General features: G+C 68.8%; 16 protein-coding genes. 8 read left to right on the forward strand and 8 right to left on the reverse strand.

From position 1 onward, the window contains the following. The first annotated feature begins 52 nt into the window (after positions 1–52). Positions 53–1,231: a ribonuclease D gene (gene rnd, locus VYI76_RS09245; RefSeq protein ID WP_326524465.1), complete on the forward strand. Its 1,179-nt coding sequence runs from the start codon at positions 53–55 to the stop codon at positions 1,229–1,231. Beyond that, positions 1,228–1,512 (forward strand): I78 family peptidase inhibitor, encoded by a 285-nt coding sequence (locus VYI76_RS09250; protein WP_326524466.1) that lies wholly within the window; start codon positions 1,228–1,230, stop codon positions 1,510–1,512. Before rnd ends, VYI76_RS09250 begins: the two co-directional genes overlap by 4 nt. A 4-nt stretch (positions 1,513–1,516) precedes the next feature. On the opposite strand, the gene VYI76_RS09255 is transcribed toward VYI76_RS09250, so the two are convergent. From VYI76_RS09255 to VYI76_RS09270, 4 genes are read right to left on the reverse strand one after another with little or no spacing between them, the layout of a single operon-like run. Further along, the gene (locus VYI76_RS09255; protein ID WP_326524467.1) at positions 1,517–2,974 is read right to left on the reverse strand and encodes a Ppx/GppA family phosphatase; all 1,458 of its coding nucleotides are present in this window, start codon (positions 2,972–2,974) and stop codon (positions 1,517–1,519) included. After that, complete coding sequence (locus VYI76_RS09260) at positions 2,971–5,112, reverse strand: RNA degradosome polyphosphate kinase (RefSeq protein WP_326524468.1); 2,142 nt, start codon at positions 5,110–5,112, stop codon at positions 2,971–2,973. Before VYI76_RS09260 ends, VYI76_RS09255 begins: the two co-directional genes overlap by 4 nt. Next, entirely contained in the window at positions 5,109–5,747 is a 639-nt protein-coding gene (locus VYI76_RS09265) for a chromosomal replication initiator DnaA (protein WP_326524469.1), read from the reverse strand. Before VYI76_RS09265 ends, VYI76_RS09260 begins: the two co-directional genes overlap by 4 nt. Next, entirely contained in the window at positions 5,747–6,994 is a 1,248-nt protein-coding gene (locus VYI76_RS09270) for a heavy-metal-associated domain-containing protein (protein WP_326524470.1), read from the reverse strand. Before VYI76_RS09270 ends, VYI76_RS09265 begins: the two co-directional genes overlap by 1 nt. Before the next feature lie 192 nt (positions 6,995–7,186). Here VYI76_RS09270 and purM point away from each other — a divergent pair, with 192 nt between their 5' ends. The 4 genes from purM to VYI76_RS09290 all read left to right on the forward strand — a co-directional run bounded on the left by purM (position 7,187) and on the right by VYI76_RS09290 (position 9,878). Then, positions 7,187–8,275, forward strand: coding sequence for a phosphoribosylformylglycinamidine cyclo-ligase (gene purM, locus VYI76_RS09275; RefSeq protein WP_326524471.1), 1,089 nt, complete (start codon positions 7,187–7,189; stop codon positions 8,273–8,275). A gap of 75 nt (positions 8,276–8,350) precedes the next feature. After that, on the forward strand, positions 8,351–8,899 hold the full coding sequence (purN, locus tag VYI76_RS09280; protein ID WP_326524472.1) for a phosphoribosylglycinamide formyltransferase: 549 nt from the start codon (positions 8,351–8,353) through the stop codon (positions 8,897–8,899). Beyond that, positions 8,896–9,273, forward strand: coding sequence for an MmcQ/YjbR family DNA-binding protein (locus VYI76_RS09285; RefSeq protein ID WP_326524473.1), 378 nt, complete (start codon positions 8,896–8,898; stop codon positions 9,271–9,273). Before purN ends, VYI76_RS09285 begins: the two co-directional genes overlap by 4 nt. Then, a complete protein-coding gene (locus tag VYI76_RS09290; RefSeq protein ID WP_326524474.1) occupies positions 9,270–9,878 on the forward strand; it encodes a hypothetical protein in 609 nt (202 codons plus the stop codon). Before VYI76_RS09285 ends, VYI76_RS09290 begins: the two co-directional genes overlap by 4 nt. Here the strand turns inward: VYI76_RS09290 and ndk are convergent. From ndk to VYI76_RS09310, 4 genes are read right to left on the reverse strand one after another with little or no spacing between them, the layout of a single operon-like run. Beyond that, entirely contained in the window at positions 9,875–10,297 is a 423-nt protein-coding gene (gene ndk / locus VYI76_RS09295) for a nucleoside-diphosphate kinase (protein WP_326525078.1), read from the reverse strand. The two genes, VYI76_RS09290 and ndk, sit on opposite strands and share 4 nt — an antisense overlap. Positions 10,298–10,353: 56 nt before the next feature. Then, on the reverse strand, positions 10,354–10,794 hold the full coding sequence (locus VYI76_RS09300; RefSeq protein WP_326524475.1) for a DNA polymerase III subunit chi: 441 nt from the start codon (positions 10,792–10,794) through the stop codon (positions 10,354–10,356). 3 nt (positions 10,795–10,797) lie between these two features. Beyond that, complete coding sequence (locus VYI76_RS09305; RefSeq protein ID WP_326524476.1) at positions 10,798–11,121, reverse strand: DMT family transporter; 324 nt, start codon at positions 11,119–11,121, stop codon at positions 10,798–10,800. Beyond that, complete coding sequence (locus VYI76_RS09310) at positions 11,118–12,593, reverse strand: leucyl aminopeptidase (protein WP_326524477.1); 1,476 nt, start codon at positions 12,591–12,593, stop codon at positions 11,118–11,120. The genes VYI76_RS09305 and VYI76_RS09310 overlap by 4 nt, the downstream gene beginning before the upstream one ends. A gap of 142 nt (positions 12,594–12,735) precedes the next feature. Between VYI76_RS09310 and VYI76_RS09315 the strand changes: the two genes are divergently transcribed. Next, the gene (locus VYI76_RS09315) at positions 12,736–14,988 is read left to right on the forward strand and encodes an LPS-assembly protein LptD (protein WP_326524478.1); all 2,253 of its coding nucleotides are present in this window, start codon (positions 12,736–12,738) and stop codon (positions 14,986–14,988) included. 87 nt (positions 14,989–15,075) lie between these two features. Beyond that, positions 15,076–16,455, forward strand: a complete 1,380-nt coding sequence (locus tag VYI76_RS09320) for a peptidylprolyl isomerase (protein WP_326525079.1) — start codon at positions 15,076–15,078, stop codon at positions 16,453–16,455. Positions 16,456–16,461 lie beyond the last annotated feature (6 nt).

A 16,461-nucleotide genomic window follows, 5' to 3' on the forward strand; every position in this document is an offset into this window, starting at 1 on the left:
CTCCACGACGCCCTTTGTCAAGGCGCCCGCGCGGGTCTATGGGCCGCAGCCTATGCATATCCACCCGCTGATCGAGGACTCCGCAACCCTCGCCGATCTCTGCAAGCGCCTCGCCAAGTCGGACTTCGTGACCGTCGATACCGAGTTCATGCGCGAGAACACCTTCTGGCCCGAGCTCTGCCTGATCCAGATCGCGAATACCGAGGAAGCCGCCGCGATCGATCCGATGGCGCCGGGCATCGACCTGACGCCGCTGCTCGACCTGATGGTGGACAACGAAGACGTGCTGAAGGTCTTCCACGCCGGCGGGCAGGATCTGGAGATCGTCTACAACCTGACCGGCAAGACGCCCCACCCCCTGTTCGATACCCAGATCGCCGCCATGGCGCTCGGCCAGGGCGAGCAGATCGGCTATTCGAACCTGGTCGACAGCTATCTGGGCATCCAGGTCGACAAGGGCGCGAGGTTCACCGACTGGAGCCGCCGCCCGCTCGACGACCGCCAGATCACCTATGCCATCGCCGACGTGACGCATCTGGCTAAGATCTTTCCCAAGATGCTGGAGAAGCTGCGCAAGACCGGGCGCGGCGACTGGCTGAACGAGGAAATGGAGCGGATCGGCGATCCCGAGAACTATCGCAACGATCCCGAAGTCGCCTGGCAGCGCGTGCGGATCAACAGCCGCAAGGCCGATGTGCTCGGCCGGTTGAAGGCGATCGCGCGGTGGCGCGAGTTGGAGGCGCGCAACAAGAACCTGCCGCGCGGGCGCATCGCCAAGGACGAGACGATCGCCGACCTCGCCGGCAACCCGCCCCGGAAACAGTCCGACCTGTCGAAGGTCCGCGGCCTTTCGGCCAGCTGGGCGGGCAATGATATCGGCGGCCGGCTGATGGCGGCGATCGAGGGCGCGGACCCGATGCCCGCCGACGAGATGCCGTCGCGCGACGAGCGCGGCCCGGCGCTGGGCAAGGAAGGCGCGCTGGTCGCCGACCTGCTCAAGCTGCTGCTCAAGATCCGCTCGCGCGACATCAGCGTCGCGGCACGGCTGCTCGCCCGGTCCGACGATCTGGAGGCGCTGGCGGCGGGCCAGCGCAAGGGCCTCGCGATCCTGGAAGGCTGGCGCTACGACGAGTTCGGCCATGACGCGCTCGATCTGGTCGAGGGCCGGCTGGCGTTCGCCGTGCAGGGCGGCAAGCTGAAGATGACCCGTTCCGCGAAGGAAGACGCATGACCCGCCTGCCGCTTCTCGCGCTCCTGCCCGCCCTGCTGGCGACCGGCTGCACGATCCCTATCGCGCTGCCCGATTCGGACGTGTGCCGCGCGGAAATGGCGATCGGCTACGTCGGCCAGCGCTATAATGAACGGATCGGCCGGATCATCAAGGACAAGACCCAGGCGACCTATGTCCGCCCGATCGCGCACGATATGATGGTGACGCAGGATTTCCGCGCGAACCGCGTCAACATCTGGCTCGACGAGCGCAACACGGTGACGAAGGTCACCTGCGGCTGATCGATCAGGCGGTGGCCGTTCGCGCCGCGCGACCGAGTGCGCCGGCGAGCGCCCTGTGCCGTTTCTCGACCGCTTCGCCATAGAGCGCGGCGTCGGCAGCCGGAACGGCCAGGGTGACCGTGTCGCCGTCGATCGCCAGCACAGTCCGCTCCAGCGGGCCGGATACGCCGCCCGACAGCCGCTGGCCCAGCCGCATCGCGAAGCCCCAGCGCACCGCCAGCGCCAGTTCGTCGTGCGGCGCCAGCCGGCCGAGCGGGTCGGGCGTATCGCTCCCCCCGCCCAACGAGGTGTGGAGCGCCTGCGCGATCAGCGCCCGGCCGCGCGCGTCGATCGCCACCCAGTTGCCGTGCAGCGCGATGTCGGTGCCGCGTTCGGCCCGGAACTCGGGATTGGCGCGCCAGCCGACGTCGGCGAGCAGGCAGGCGGCGTGCCGCAACCGCGCAAGTTCGGCCGGCTCGTCGGCGAACAGCGGCGCGATCCAGCGATCGAGCAGGTCGCCATGTTCGGGAAAGCGCCCCATCCGCCGCCCCTCGTCGCGCGCGGCGACGATCAGCGCATCCTCGGCGCGCGTCGCGGCATCGAGCCGGGCGTAGAGCAGCCCCTCCCTCAGCCCGTGCGCGGACGCCACCGCCGATCCGGTGCCGAGGTGGCGCATCACCGATCCGAGCAGCGCCGCCGCATCCTCGAGCGTCGCCAGCCGCGCGCCCGACACATCGGCCAGCCCCTTCAACCGCGCCCGGTCGATATGCCCCAGCGACCGGCGCAACCGCGCCACCGCCTCCGCGCTCATCGCATAGCCGTGGATGACGGGCAGCGGATAGCCGGTCAGCGCCATCTCGGTCCGCGCCAGCGCGCGCCACGATCCACCGACCATGTACAACGGCAGGTCGCGCCCGCGCCCCGCCCAGCCCGTCTCTTCCAGCAGCCGCTCCACCTTGCGGTCGAGCACCCCCTTGCCGCGAGCACGGATCGCGCCGAGCCGCAGCACGCCGAGGGGAAAGGATATCCGGTCGGTCACCGTCCCCGCGACGATCCGCACGAGTTCCAGGCTGCCGCCACCCAGATCACCGACGATCCCGTCGGCCTCGGGAATCGCGGAGATCACCCCCAGCCCGGCCCCGCTCGCTTCCTCTTCGCCGCTCAACACCTCGATCACCAGGCCGTGCGCCTCGGCCACCGCGATCAGCGCGCCGCCGTTGCTCGCCTCGCGCACCGCGGCGGTGGCGACGGTGCGTACGTCCCGCACCTCCATCTCGCGCGCCAGCCAGGCGAAGCGGGCGAGCGCGGTGCCGGCGAGCGCCAGCGCTTCGTCGTCGATCGCCCCCGTCCGTTCCAGCGAGCGGCCGAGGCCCGCCATCACCTTTTCATTGAAGATGGGCGCAGGCACTCGGTGCGGCCCGTCATAGACGACGAGCCGCACCGAATTCGACCCGATGTCGATGATCGCCGTCCGCCCGGTCATCGGCTGAGCGACAGTGTCGGCACCTCGCCGCTTTCGGCCAGCGTGCCCCGCCCCGACAGCGACGGGTTGGTCATGAAATAGCGGTGCAGGTTGAACGGCCGATCGCCCGGATCGACGCGGACATAACTGCCGTCGGGGCACAGCGCCCAGCTCTGCTCGGTGTCGATGAGGTTGGCGACCATCACCTGATCGAGCACCTGGTCGTGGACCGTCTCGTTCAGCACCGGACACATGAATTCGACGCGGCGATCGAAGTTGCGCGGCATCCAGTCGGCGGACGACAGGAACACCTTCGCCCCGTCGTTGGGCAGTTCGCGCCCGTCGCCGAACGCCCAGATGCGGCTGTGCTCCAGGAACCGGCCGACCACCGATTTCACCCGGATGTTGGCCGACATGTGCGGCACGCCCGGCCGCAGGCAGCAGATGCCGCGGATGACCAGCTCGATCATCACACCGGCGGCACTCGCCTCGTACAATTTCTCGATCACCGCCGGGTCGACCAGCGAGTTCATCTTCGCCCAGATCGCGGCGGGGCGACCGGCGCGGGCGTGCGCGGTCTCGGCATCGATCAGCGCGATCAGTCCCCGCCGCAGGTCGCGCGGCGAAATCGACAGCAGTTCCAGCCGGCCGGGTTCGACATAGCCGGTTATATAGTTGAACACCGCCGCCGCATCGCGGCCCAACCGCGGATCGGCGGTGAAGAAGCTGAGGTCGGTATAGATACGCGCGGTCGCCGGATGATAGTTGCCGGTCCCGAAATGGCAGTAGGTGCGAAGGCTGCCTCCCTCGCGCCGCACCACCATCGATATCTTGGCGTGGGTCTTCCAGTCGATGAAGCCGTAGATCACCTGGACGCCGGCGCGCTCCAGCGCGGACGCCCAAAGCAGATTCTGTTCCTCGTCGAACCGCGCCTTAAGCTCGACCACGGCGGTCACGGACTTGCCCGCCTCGGCCGCCGCGATCAGCGCGCTGATGACGGCGGATTGCTTGCCGGCGCGGTACAGCGTCTGCTTGATCGCCACCACATCGGGGTCGGCCGCCGCCTGTTTCAGGAATTCCAGGACGACGTCGAAGCTCTCGTACGGGTGATGGACGACGATGTCCTTCGCGCGGATCGCCGCGAAGCAATCGCCGCCGAATTCGCGGATACGCTCGGGAAAACGCGCGCGATAGGGCGGGAACTTCAGGTCCGGCCGCTCGACATCGACCAGCGCCGCCAGATCGCCCAGCCCCAGGAAACCGCCGATCTCGGTCAGGATCGCCTGCGCGCCGCCCAGTTCCTCCTTCAACACCTGTTCCAGCCCGGCCTCGATCCCGCTTTCCATCTCCAGCCGTATCACCCGGCCGCGCCGCCGCCGCTTGATCGCGGATCGGAAGTAGAGGACCAGATCCTCGGCCTCCTCCTCAATCTCCAGGTCGCTGTCGCGCAGGATACGGAACGCCGCCGCCGCCTTGACGTCATAGCCGGGGAAGAGCCGCGCCGAGAACAGCTTGAGCACCGCCTCGATCGTCAGGAAGCGCGCCTCGTCGCCCGGCAGCGCGACGAAACGCGGTACGCCCTGCGGGACCAGCACCAGTTCGCGCACCGGCTCGCCATCGGACAAGCGCACCAGGTCGAAAATCACCGCCAGCCCGCCGTTGGGGATGAACGGAAACGGGTGCGCCGGGTCCAGCGCCTGCGGGGTCAGCACGGGAAACAGCTGCTCGCGGAAATACCCGTCCAGCCAATCGCGATCCTCAGGCGCGAGCGCGCCTTCGTCGACGATGCGGATGCCTTCCACGGTCAGTGCCGCCGCCAGGTCGCGCCACACACCCCGCTGCGATTCGACCAGCCCGTCGCAGGCGGCGACGATCGCCGTCAGCTGCTGCCCCGGCGTCATCCCGTCGGCGGATCGCTGGGCGATGTCCTGTAGCCGCTGACCGATCAGACCGGCCACGCGCACCATGAAGAATTCGTCGAGGTTGCTGCCGGATATGGACAGAAAGCGCAGCCGTTCGAGCAGCGGATACGCCGGATTGCACGCTTCCTCCAGCACGCGCCGGTTGAACGCCAGCCATGAAAGCTCGCGGTTGAAATAGCGGCCCGCGACGGCGGGGTTGGCGGTCGCGGCGGAGAGCGCGGGTTGGGGCCTGGTCATCCCGCCCGTCTCACACCGCTTTGTGACAGTTCCGTTATATAGCCACCGCCCGACAACGCCGAGCGCACCAGCGGCACCGACAGCCGCCGCGTCCGCTTGCGATCGGCGTCTTCCTCGATCCGCTCGACCGCGCGCAGCACCGCCAGATGGGTCCGCTCCAGCCTTTTGTGCAGCCAGGCGATCACCTCGGGCCGGGCATCCAGTTCGCGCCGTTCGAACAGGTAGCGCAGCAGGTCGGAGACCAGGGCATCGTCGGGCGCGTCGAACGAAAGGATCGGCGACGCGGCAAGGCGCGTGCGCAGGTCGGGCAGCCGCACAGCCCAATCCGGCGGCGGCGCATCGGCGACCAGCAGCAGCGGCCGCCGCTCCGCCTGCGCGCGGTTCCAGGCGTGGAACAGCTCGGTCTCGCTCGCGCGATCGGCGTCGTCGATCATCCCGCCGCCGCTTTCGGCGACGAACAGGCGGGCGAGCAGACTGCGGCCGGACTTGCGCGGGCCGGTCAGCAGCGCGGTCATCACCGGCCAGGCGCCCCAATGCTCGATCATATGGACCGCGCGGGCATTGGAGGGGCCGACCAGAAACTCTTCGGGCCGCACGCTCACCGGGCGGGGGAGCGGCAGGTCGAACTGGTCCATCAGTTCCCCGGCGGCGGCGCCGGGTTGAGCGGCGCGGCCGGCGCGGCGGCGCGGCGGATGCGCAGCGTGCCCGGCCCTTCCTGCACGCTCCACCCGCGCGCCTCCAGCGCGGCCTTGAGCCGGCCGATGTCGCCATCGTAGGTGACCCGCATCACCGATATGCCGCCGAGCGCGAGGCTGGACGTCACGGCCGATCGCACCCCCGGAACGCCGCGCACCGCCACCTCGCCCGCCGTCACCGAACCGCTCGACGGCGTGTCGAACTGCACCTGCACGCTCGTCCCGCCGACCCCGACGATATCCTCCAGCGTGCGCGCCGTCTCGGTCGGCGTCGGCGTGGGCGTGGGCGCCTCCTCCGGCGTAGGCGGCGGGGCCAGCAGCGCGTCGGGGATCATCGCACCGCCGCGCGACGCCTGCTGATAGACCTCGTCCAGCCGCGCGACGCCCGCGTCCAACAATTGCGGCAGCGCGTCGCCGTTGGCCACGCGCAGGGTGAACTGCGCCAGCGCGCGGCGATCGGGCCCGTGGAACGCGGTGAACACCCCGATCACCGGCCCGCCGGGATACTGGCGGTACAGCCGCACCTCGGGCATCACCACGTCGCTCGCGCCATATTGGTCCATGATCGCGCGCCACCAGCCGCGCCCGCGCCGGCCGGTCTGGCCGACGTTGAGCAACAGCGGATCGGCGCCGGTGCCGACGGGTCGCACGTAATCGACCACGCTGGCGCCGGTGCGATAGCGTGCCCACGCCTCTTGCCACGGCGTCGATCGCTCGAACACCTGGCCCGATCCGCCCGACCACATCACCGGGATCACCAGCATCGGCGCCGACCGCGAGAATTGCGTCGCGACGCCCAGGATCTGCCCGGCGCGGGTGCGGTCGAACAATATGCCCAGGCGGGCGATATAGCGGTCCGGCCCGATCTGCTCGTTCTCGATGACGATCCCCGTCACGATCGAATCGAGCGCGCCGTCGGCCAGCGACGAGGACGATCCGGTCAGGCGTTGCGCCAGCATCGTCCAGCCCTTGCGCTGCGCGATGCGCCATCCGGCCAGCCGCGCGCTCTCCGCATCCTTGCCTGCGACATCGACGGTGATCCCCGTCACCTCGAAATCGCTCGAACTGTCGATCGGGGCGGCGCCGCGATCGCCGCCCTCGATCTGCGCGACGGTCACCCCGGCGCCGGCCAGCAGCGCCGCCGCCAGTCCCCATTCGAGCAGGCGAGATTTCCGTAGCGCGGCCATGCGCGGCCCTTTTGGCGAAGCGGACGTGGAAATCCAAGCGGCTTGTGTCTAGGGAGCCAGCCAAATCACACCGTTCGGGCTGAGCTTGTCGAAGCCCTGTCCTTTCCTCACGCGTCGGGCGACGTCGATGACAGGAAGGGCAGCCCCTCGACAAGGCCAGGGCGAACGGCATTTCTTGCTCGGGGCGGAACGATGACCGAAAGCTACACCTACGCGAAAGCAGGCGTCTCGATCGCCGCGGGCAATGCGCTGGTCCGCGCGATCGGACCGCTGGCGAAGGCGACGCGCCGCCCCGGCGCGGATGCCGATCTGGGCGGGTTCGGCGGGGTGTTCGATCCGAAGGCCGCAGGCTTCAAGGACCCCCTGCTCGTCGCGGCCAACGACGGCGTCGGCACGAAGCTGAAGCTGGCGATCGAGCATGACGCGCATGACGGCGTCGGGATCGATCTGGTCGCGATGTGCGCCAACGACCTGATCGTGCAGGGCGCGGAGCCGCTGTTCTTCCTCGATTACTACGCCAGCGGGAAGCTCGACAACGCGGTCGCCGAGCGGGTGATCGCCGGCATCGCGGAGGGGTGCCGGCAGGCCGGCTGTGCGCTGATCGGCGGCGAGACGGCGGAGATGCCGGGAATGTACGCCGACGGCGACTATGACCTCGCCGGCTTCTGCGTGGGGGCGGTGGAGCGCGACCAGTTGCTGACCGGTGACCGGGTGGTGGCGGGCGATGTGATCCTCGGCCTCGCCTCGTCGGGCGTCCATTCGAACGGCTTCAGCCTCGTCCGCCGCCTGGCGGCCGACAAGGGGTGGAAGCTCGATCGCCCCGCCCCATTCGATCACGACGTGCGGATGATCGACGCGCTGATGGCGCCGACCCGCATCTATGTGAAGCCGCTGCTTCCACAGCTCCGTGCCGGGCTTGTCCACGGACTTGCGCACATCACCGGCGGCGGCTTGCTGGAGAATATCCCGCGGGTCCTGCCTGAAGGGCTTCACGCGCATGTCGATGCCGATGCCTGGCCGCAGCCGCGCCTGATGGCGTTCCTCCAGGCGCAGGGCGCGATCGAGCCGGAGGAAATGGCGCGCACCTTCAACTGCGGTATCGGCATGGCGGTGATCGTCGCCCCGGACGATGCGGATCGCGTCGCGGCGGCGCTGGCGGCGGAAGGCGAGGCCGTGTTCCGAATCGGCGATGTCCGCGCGGGCGAGCGCGGCTGCACCGTCACCGGCGGCGCCGAGACCTGGAGCGCGCGCGCCGCCTGGTCCGCGACCCATGCCCAATAACCGTTCCCCGGCGAAGGCCGGGGTCCAGTCGCAAGCGGCCCGGGGCTGGACCCCGGCCTTCGCCGGGGAACATGGATGACGGCACGCGTCGGCATCCTCATATCGGGCCGCGGATCGAACATGCAGACGCTGGTCCGCGCGGCCGGGGACGCCTATCGCATCGCCCTGGTCGCCAGCGACAATCCTGATGCCGCCGGCCTCGCCTGGGCAGCCGGACAGGGCATTCCAACCCTCGCCCATCCCGGCAAGCGCGCCGAGCGCGAGGCTGCCTTCGACGCCGCGCTGCGCGATGCCGGCGTGGAAGTGATCGCGCTCGCCGGCTACATGCGGCTGCTGTCCGATGATTTCGTCGCGGGCTGGCGGGGGCGGATCGTCAACATCCACCCGTCGCTGCTGCCGAAGTACAAGGGCCTCGACACCCACGCCCGCGCGCTCGCCGCCGGCGACGCGGAGGCCGGCTGCTCGGTTCATGTCGTGACCGAGGAACTCGACGCAGGGGAACTGCTGGGCCAGGCGCGCGTCCCGATCCTGCCCGGCGACACGCCCGACAGCCTCGCGGAACGAGTCCTCGCCGCCGAGCATTCGCTCTATCCCAAGGTTCTGGCGGAGTTCGTGCAGCGATGAGCCCGGATTACGATGGCGACCTCGAAAAGCTGCGAGCGATCGCGCTCGCCCTGCCCGGCACGGCGGAGAAGCTCAGCCACGGATCGCCCGGCTTCCTGATCGAGAAGGGCAGGTTCTTCGCGTACATCTGGCACAACCACCACAGCGACGGCGAGACCGCGGTGATCGTCAAGACGACCGGCGCCGACGAACAGGAGGCGTTGATCGAGGCGCAGCCCGGCCTCTATTTCAAGCCGCCCTATCTCGGCCCCTCGGGCTGGATGGCGATCCGCACCGACGCGGCGGAAACGGACTGGGACCATATCGGCGATCGCGTCGCGCAGAGCTGGGAAATGGTCGCCCCGCGCCGGCTGCTGGAGATGGGCGGGCGATGACCGACGACAGCCCCGCCGAAAAGGCCGAGGCAAAGGCGATCCGCCGCCGCTGGATCACCATCGGCGAAGGCGTCGCGGTGGCCGGCGTGCTGATCGCCGGACTGACCTTCTGGAGCGGCTATCAGGATCGCAGAGACGCGGCCGAAGACCGCGAGTTCACCCGCCGCGCCGAGGCGGCAGAGCAGGGCGCCGCACGCCACCGGGTGACAATCGTCGCCGTCGCCGCCGACCGTGACGGTATCGAGTTCAAGGCGCAGGCCGGATGCGCGCTGCAGATGAGTCGGATCGCCTTCCCGAGCGCTCTGGGCGTCGAGCCGCAGGACACCGTGATAACCCATCGGATCGAAGCCGACTGGATCGCCAAACGGATGCTGAAACTGACCGATGGCGGCGCGGATCGGCGCGACGGCCGCCTGCCGGTGCTGATCGAGGCGGGCTGTACCGCGGTGGACGGCGACCGCGACGAAACCGCCATATACGACCTGCTGTGGCGAACCGGGCCCGGCGGCATCTTCGGGGGCCGGTCGTTCACCCTGCGCGGGCTGATCCGGCGGCAATCGGGCGGCGACCAGCGCCGCCTCGATGCCTTGTGGACCGGCGTTTAGCCGACGATTTCTTCCGGCTTGAAGAAATAGGCGATCTCGATCGCCGCATTCTCGTCGCTGTCCGAACCATGGACCGAATTCGCTTCGATCGATTCGGCCAGTTCCTTGCGGATCGTGCCGGCATCGGCGTTTTCCGGGTTGGTGGCGCCCATGATGTCGCGGTTGCGCTGCACGGCGTTCTCGCCTTCCAGCACCTGCACGACGACCGGGCCGGAGATCATGAAGCTGACCAGGTCGTTGAAGAACGGACGCTCGCGGTGAACGCCATAGAAGCCCTCGGCCTGTTCCTTGGTCATCTGGATGCGCTTCGAAGCGACGACGCGCAGGCCGGCTTCCTCCAGCATCCTGGTAACAGCGCCGGTCAGGTTGCGGCGGGTGGCATCGGGCTTGATGATCGAAAAGGTACGGTTCGCGGCCATGACGGTCACGGGCTCCTGTGTTTGGGCTATGGAAAAGGTGCGCGGCCCTTAGGGCTTCAGGCCGCCTGCGTCCAGCGGCCCGCGTCGTCCTGTTTCCAGTAGCGCCGTTCCACCCCTTCGCGGTCGCCCAGCGACTTCCACGCCGTCCGCGCCGCCGCGACGGTATCGCCGTCGAAGAAATGGAACGCCCGGTCGAAATCGAGCGCCCCGTCGCGCCACACGCCGTCCACCAGCGCGATGTTGCGGGCGCCGTTCGCCCCGGTCACCGTGTCACAGATCAGCACCGGCTGGTCCACGTCGCGATCGCCGCCGGCCTGGGCATGGGGCAGGAAGCTGTCCGCCGCATAGGTCCACAACAGCCGGTCCAGCGTCTCGCGCTGCGACGCGCTGTCCGCCACGATCACCAGCCGCCCGCCACCGGCCGTCACCTTCTCGGCGATCTTCGGCAGCACCCGTTCCAGCGGGCTGGCGACAAGATGATAGAAATCGACCTGCACCCGTCAGTTCTCCGTCGTCAGGCGCAGCCCGACGGCGCCGATCAATACCAGCGCGATGCACAGCATCTGGACCACGCCTAGCCGCTCGCCGAACGCGAGCAGGCCGATAATCGACGCGGCGACGATGCCGACGCCGGCCCAGATCGCATAGACCACGCCGACGGGCAGCACCTTCATCGCCGGCGCCAATACCCAGAAGCACATCGAATAACAGGCGATCGATAGAGCGCCCCAGTGCCATTTTTCGAACCCGTTCGACAGCTTGAGCAGGAAGGTGCCGGCCACCTCCAGCGCGATCGCCGCTCCCAGGAAAACCCAGGCGCTCACCGCTCGCAGGCATCCCGCACGAACCGGTCGAGCAGGCGCACGCCATATCCCGTCGCGCCCTTGTCGTGGTTGGTGCCCGGCTTGTCGGACCAAACCATGCCGGCGATGTCGAGATGCGCCCATTTCACGCCGTCATCGACAAAGCGCTTGATGAACTGCGCCGCGGTGATCGATCCGGCGCCGCGCGGGCCGACATTCTTCATGTCGGCGATGGGGCTGTCGATCAGCTTGTCATAGGCGTCGGCCAGCGGGAAACGCCACAGCTTGTCGCCCGATGCCATGCTGGCCGACAGAAGCTGCCCGGCGAGATCCTCGTCATTGGCGAACAGGCCGCCATATTCGTTGCCCAGGCTGACGATCATCGCGCCGGTCAGGGTCGCGAGGTCGACGATCGTCGCCGGCTTGTGCGCCTGCTGCACCCAGGTAATCGCGTCGCACAGCACCAGCCGCCCCTCGGCATCGGTGTTGATGACCTCGATCGTCTGTCCCGACATCGACGTCACGACGTCACCGGGCCGCTGGGCGTTTCCGTCGGGCATGTTCTCGACAAGGCCCATCACGCCGACGACGTTCGCCTTCGCCTTGCGCAGCGCCAGCGCCTTCATCGCGCCCGCGACGGCGCCCGCGCCGCCCATGTCCCACTTCATGTCCTCCATGCCGGCGGCGGGCTTGATCGAGATACCGCCGGTATCGAACGTCACGCCCTTGCCGACCAGCGCGAGCGGCGCGGCGTCGCCGCCGCCGTTCCACCTGAGCGCGAACAGCCGCGCCTCGCGCCGCGAGCCCTGCGACACGCCGAGCAGCGAGCCCATGCCGAGCGCGCGCATAGCCGCCTCGTCGAGCACCTCCACCTCAAGCCCCAGTCCTTCAACCGACGCGGTCACGCGCTCGACGAAGCTTTCTGGGTAGAGGATGTTGGCCGGCTCGGCGACGAGCGTGCGGGTCAGGTCCATGCCCTGCGTCACCGCGTCCAGCGCGGCCCAGGTCGTCTCGGTATCGGCGGGCGTGTTGACCAGCGTCATAACGGTCAGTGTCGGCTTGAGCTTGTCGGCCAGCTTCGTGCGATAGATGTCGTGGCGCCATGCGCGCTGGACGGCCGTCGCCGCGAACCCGGCGACCGCCTGCGCCGTCGGCGGGGTATCGAGGCTCGCCAGATCGACCGCGACCCCGGTCGTGCCGCCGACGAGATAGCGCGCGACGAGCGCACCTCCCGCCGCCTCCCAGTCGCGATCGCTGCCGCCGCCGACGCCGACCAGCGCGATGCGCCGAACGCCCTCGTCCGCCGGCGCGACGAACTCGGCGATCGATCCCGCCTCGCCGGTGAAACGCGTCGCCGCCGCGCCCGCGGAAAGCAGGCCGGCCGTCACCGCGTCGAGGCCCGCCGCGCGCATCCGGCCGATCCCGTCCTTTTCGACAGGCAGCGCCAGGACATCGACGGCAGCGGGCACGGTGGTGGCGAACGACAGTTTCATTGCGGCTCCGGTTTCCTGATCCTTAGGGGAATGGCGTCTATCTAGGGGCGTGACCGGCCAAGCGCAAAGCATCGCGGAACAATTGCGGCGCGCCGCGTCCGGTGCGATAGGGCGCGTTCGGGCCGCCCGCGGCCGTGTGGAGATGTTTTTCCTCGTGACGCGCACCGCCCTGTTGACGACCGGCGCGCTGGCCTTCGCGCTGTGGGCGGCGCCCGTTGCCGCACAGGATCTCCAGGACCGCCCGATGGCGCCGCCGCCGCCATCCGAAACGCCGCTGCCGACCAGCGACGACCAGGTTCAGTTCAGCGCCGGCGAACTCGAATATCAGATGGACGACGATGTCGTCACGGCGACCGGCGACGTCCGCATGTACCGCCGCGGCGACCGGCTGCGCGCCGACCGTGTCAGCTGGAACCGCAAGACTGGACAGGTCGTCGCGGAAGGCAACATCGCCGTCACCAACCCGCAGGGCGACACCGCTTTCGGCGACCGCATCGAGCTGACCGATTCGCTGAAGGACGGCGTGATCGAGAACATGCTGGTCGTGCTGGACGAAGGCGGCCGCATCGCCGCCCGGCGCGGCACCCGCAACGACGGCGGGGTCATCACCGTGGAGGACGCCGCCTATACCCCCTGCGCCGTGACCGATACAGGCGGCTGTCCCAAGGAACCGTCGTGGAAGATCAGCGCGGTACGCGTCGTCTATGATCCCGATGCCGGCCGGATCCGGTACAGCGGCGCGCGCCTGTCGCTGTTCGGCCTGCCGACGATCCCGCTGCCGACCTTCTCGCACCCGGTCGGCGGACGCGCGGCCAGCGGCTTCCTGTTTCCCGACATGCGGCTCGACCGGGTCAACGGCCTGCAGGTGTCGCTGCCCTATGTCTTCAAGTTCGCCGACAACCGAGACCTGACGATCACGCCGCACGTCTTCACCGGCGCGCTGCCGATGATCCAGGGCGAATATCGCGCGCTCAACGATCTGGGCGCCTATCGCATCGGCGGCCATGCGGCCTACAGCCGGCGCAGCGACGATCCCGGCGTCGTCGGCAGCCCCGCCACCTCGCGCTATGATTTCCGCGGCTATCTCGATGCCGCGGGCCGTTTGCAGTTGAGCCCGGCGTGGAACGTCAGCGGGTCGCTGCGCCGTACGACCGACCGAACCTTCCTGCGTCGCTATGACATCTCGCGCGAGGATCGCCTGCGCTCGACCGTCCGGGCCGAGCGGATCGACGCCGACAGCTATTTGTCGATTACCGGCTGGGCGGTGCAGACGTTGCGGGTCGGCGCGAATCAGGGGCTGCAACCCGTCGCACTGCCGGAAATCGACTATCGTCGCCGGTTCGAAGGGCTGATGGGCGGCCGGGTGGAAATGCAGCTCAACACGCTGGCGCTGACCCGGCCCGAGGGCCAGGACACCCAGCGCGCCTTCGCCTCCGCCCGCTGGGACCTGCGCCGCGTCACGACGATGGGTCAGGAAGTGACGTTCACCGCCTTTGCGCGCGGCGACGTCTACAACGCCCATGATACGCTGACGACCACCGTCGCCAGCTACCGCGGCAACGAGGGTTTTTCGACCCGGGCGATCGGCGCGCTGGCGGTGGACGTCAAATGGCCGTTCATCGGCACCTTCCTGGGCGGCACACAGCGCGTCACGCCGCGCGTGCAGGTCGTCGCCAGCCCCAGGCTCGCGAACCTTTCGATCCCCAACGAGGATGCCCGCGCGGTCGATCTGGAGGATTCGAACCTCTTCGCGCTCAACCGTTTCCCCGGCTATGACCGGTTCGAGGATTCGACGCGCTTCACCTACGGCATCGATTATGCGCTCGATCTGCCGGGCATCTCGGTGGAAACTACGGTCGGCCAGAGCTACCGGCTGAACCAGCGGCCCTCGATCCTGCCTGACGGAACCGGCCTGTCCGATCGTTTCTCCGACTATGTCGGCCGCACCACGATCCGCTACCGCGATTTCGTGTCACTCACCCACCGCTTCCGGCTCGACAAGGACGATTTCGCCGTCCGCCGCAACGAGATCGACGCGACTATCGGCACCCGCAAGACCTATCTGATGCTCGGCTATCTGCGGCTCAACCGCGATATCGGCTTCGCGCTGGAGGATCTGCAGGACCGCGAGGAAGCGCGCGTCGGCGCCCGCGTGCAGGTCGCGCGCTTCTGGTCGGTGTTCGGATCGGCGACGGTGGACCTGACCGATCGACGTGAAGACCCGCTGTCGCTCTCCGACGGCTTCGATCCGGTGCGCCACCGCATCGGCTTCGCGTACGAGGACGATTGCCTGCGGCTTGGCCTCACGTGGAAGCGCGACTATGAGGACACCGGCGACGCGCGGCGGGGCAACAGTTACCTGTTGACGCTGGCGTTCAAGAATCTGGGACGGTAACGCGCGTAAGCCACGGTTCAGCCTGATTTCGTGTATAGGGGCGCCGGTGCGCATGATGGCGCTAGGTGGGATAGCAGACACAACGTGATGAGTGTTTCCAAGGTGGCGCGGCTCGGCCGCCCGGCCGCGCGGGTGGCGGCGATCATGACGACGGTGGCGGCGGGCGCGCTCGCGGCCCAGACCGTGCCGGACAATCAGGTGCCGTCCACGGCGGGCCTGAACCTGCCGCAGAACCTGCAGATTTTCGGCAAGGCCGATTCGAACGTCCGCAAGCCGACCGCGGTCGTCAACGGCTCGGTGCTGACCGGCACCGACGTCGACCAGCGGCTGGCGATGATGATCGGGCTGGAGGAAATCCAGCGCGGCCAGAAGATGGATGTGCCCGAGGAGGCGCGCGACCAGCTGCGGCTCCAGACGCTGCGCGGCCTGGTCGATGATTCGCTGAAGGTTCAGGAAGCCAAGGCGCGCGACATCACCATATCGCCGGCCGAAATCGATTCGAACTATGCGCGGGTCGCGCGCGGGTTCAAACTGTCCCCCGACCAGTTCAACACCCGCCTGCGCGCGATGGGCTCGTCGGACCGCGCGCTCAAGCGCCAGCTCGAGGCGGATCTCGCCTGGAACCAGTTGCTGCGGCGCCGCGTGACGCCCTTCGTCAACGTCAGCGAGGAAGAGGTGAAGGCGATCATCGATCGCCTGAAGGCCTCGCAGGGCACCGAGGAATATCACCTCGCCGAAATCTACCTGTCGGCGACGCCCGAGCGGCAGGCCGAAGTTGTCGACAACATGCGCAAGATGATCGAGCAGATGCGCGGCGGCGCACCGTTCGAATATTTCGCGCGCAACTTCTCCGAAGCCTCGACCCGCGCGGTTGGCGGCGATCTCGACTGGGTTCGGCTCGACGTGCTGCCGGCGGAACTGGCCGAGGCGGCGCGCCGCCTGCAGGTCGGCCAGATCGCCGGCCCGATCGAGGTCGCCGGTGGCTTCTCGCTGCTCTACCTCGTCGACAAGCGCCAGATCCTGACCGCCGATCCGCGCGACGCCAAGCTGTCGCTGCGCCAGCTGACGGTGAAGTTCCCCGCCGGCACCACCGAGGCGCAGGCGACGCAGCGCGCCAGCGCCTTCGCCGGCGCGATCCGCGGCATCAACGGCTGCGGCGGCGTGGCCAAGATCGCGGCGGATATCGGCGCCGAGGTGGTAGACAACGACGCCGTCGTCGCCCGCGACCTGCCGCCGCAGCTGCAGGAGATCGTACTGGGCCTCCAGGTCGGCCAGGCGACCCAGCCATTCGGCACGCCGGAGGACGGCGTCCGTTCGCTGGTGCTGTGCGGTCGCGACGATCCCAAGTCCGCAAGCCTGCCCTCCGTCGAGCAGATCCAGAGCCGCATGGAGGAAGATCGCGTCAACCTGCGTGCCCAGCGGATGCTGCGCGACCTGCGCCGCGACGCGGTGATCGAGTATCGTTGACGTGAC

The organism is Sphingomonas sp. (assembly GCF_035910975.1).
In the GTDB taxonomy this organism is placed as follows: domain Bacteria; phylum Pseudomonadota; class Alphaproteobacteria; order Sphingomonadales; family Sphingomonadaceae; genus Sphingomonas.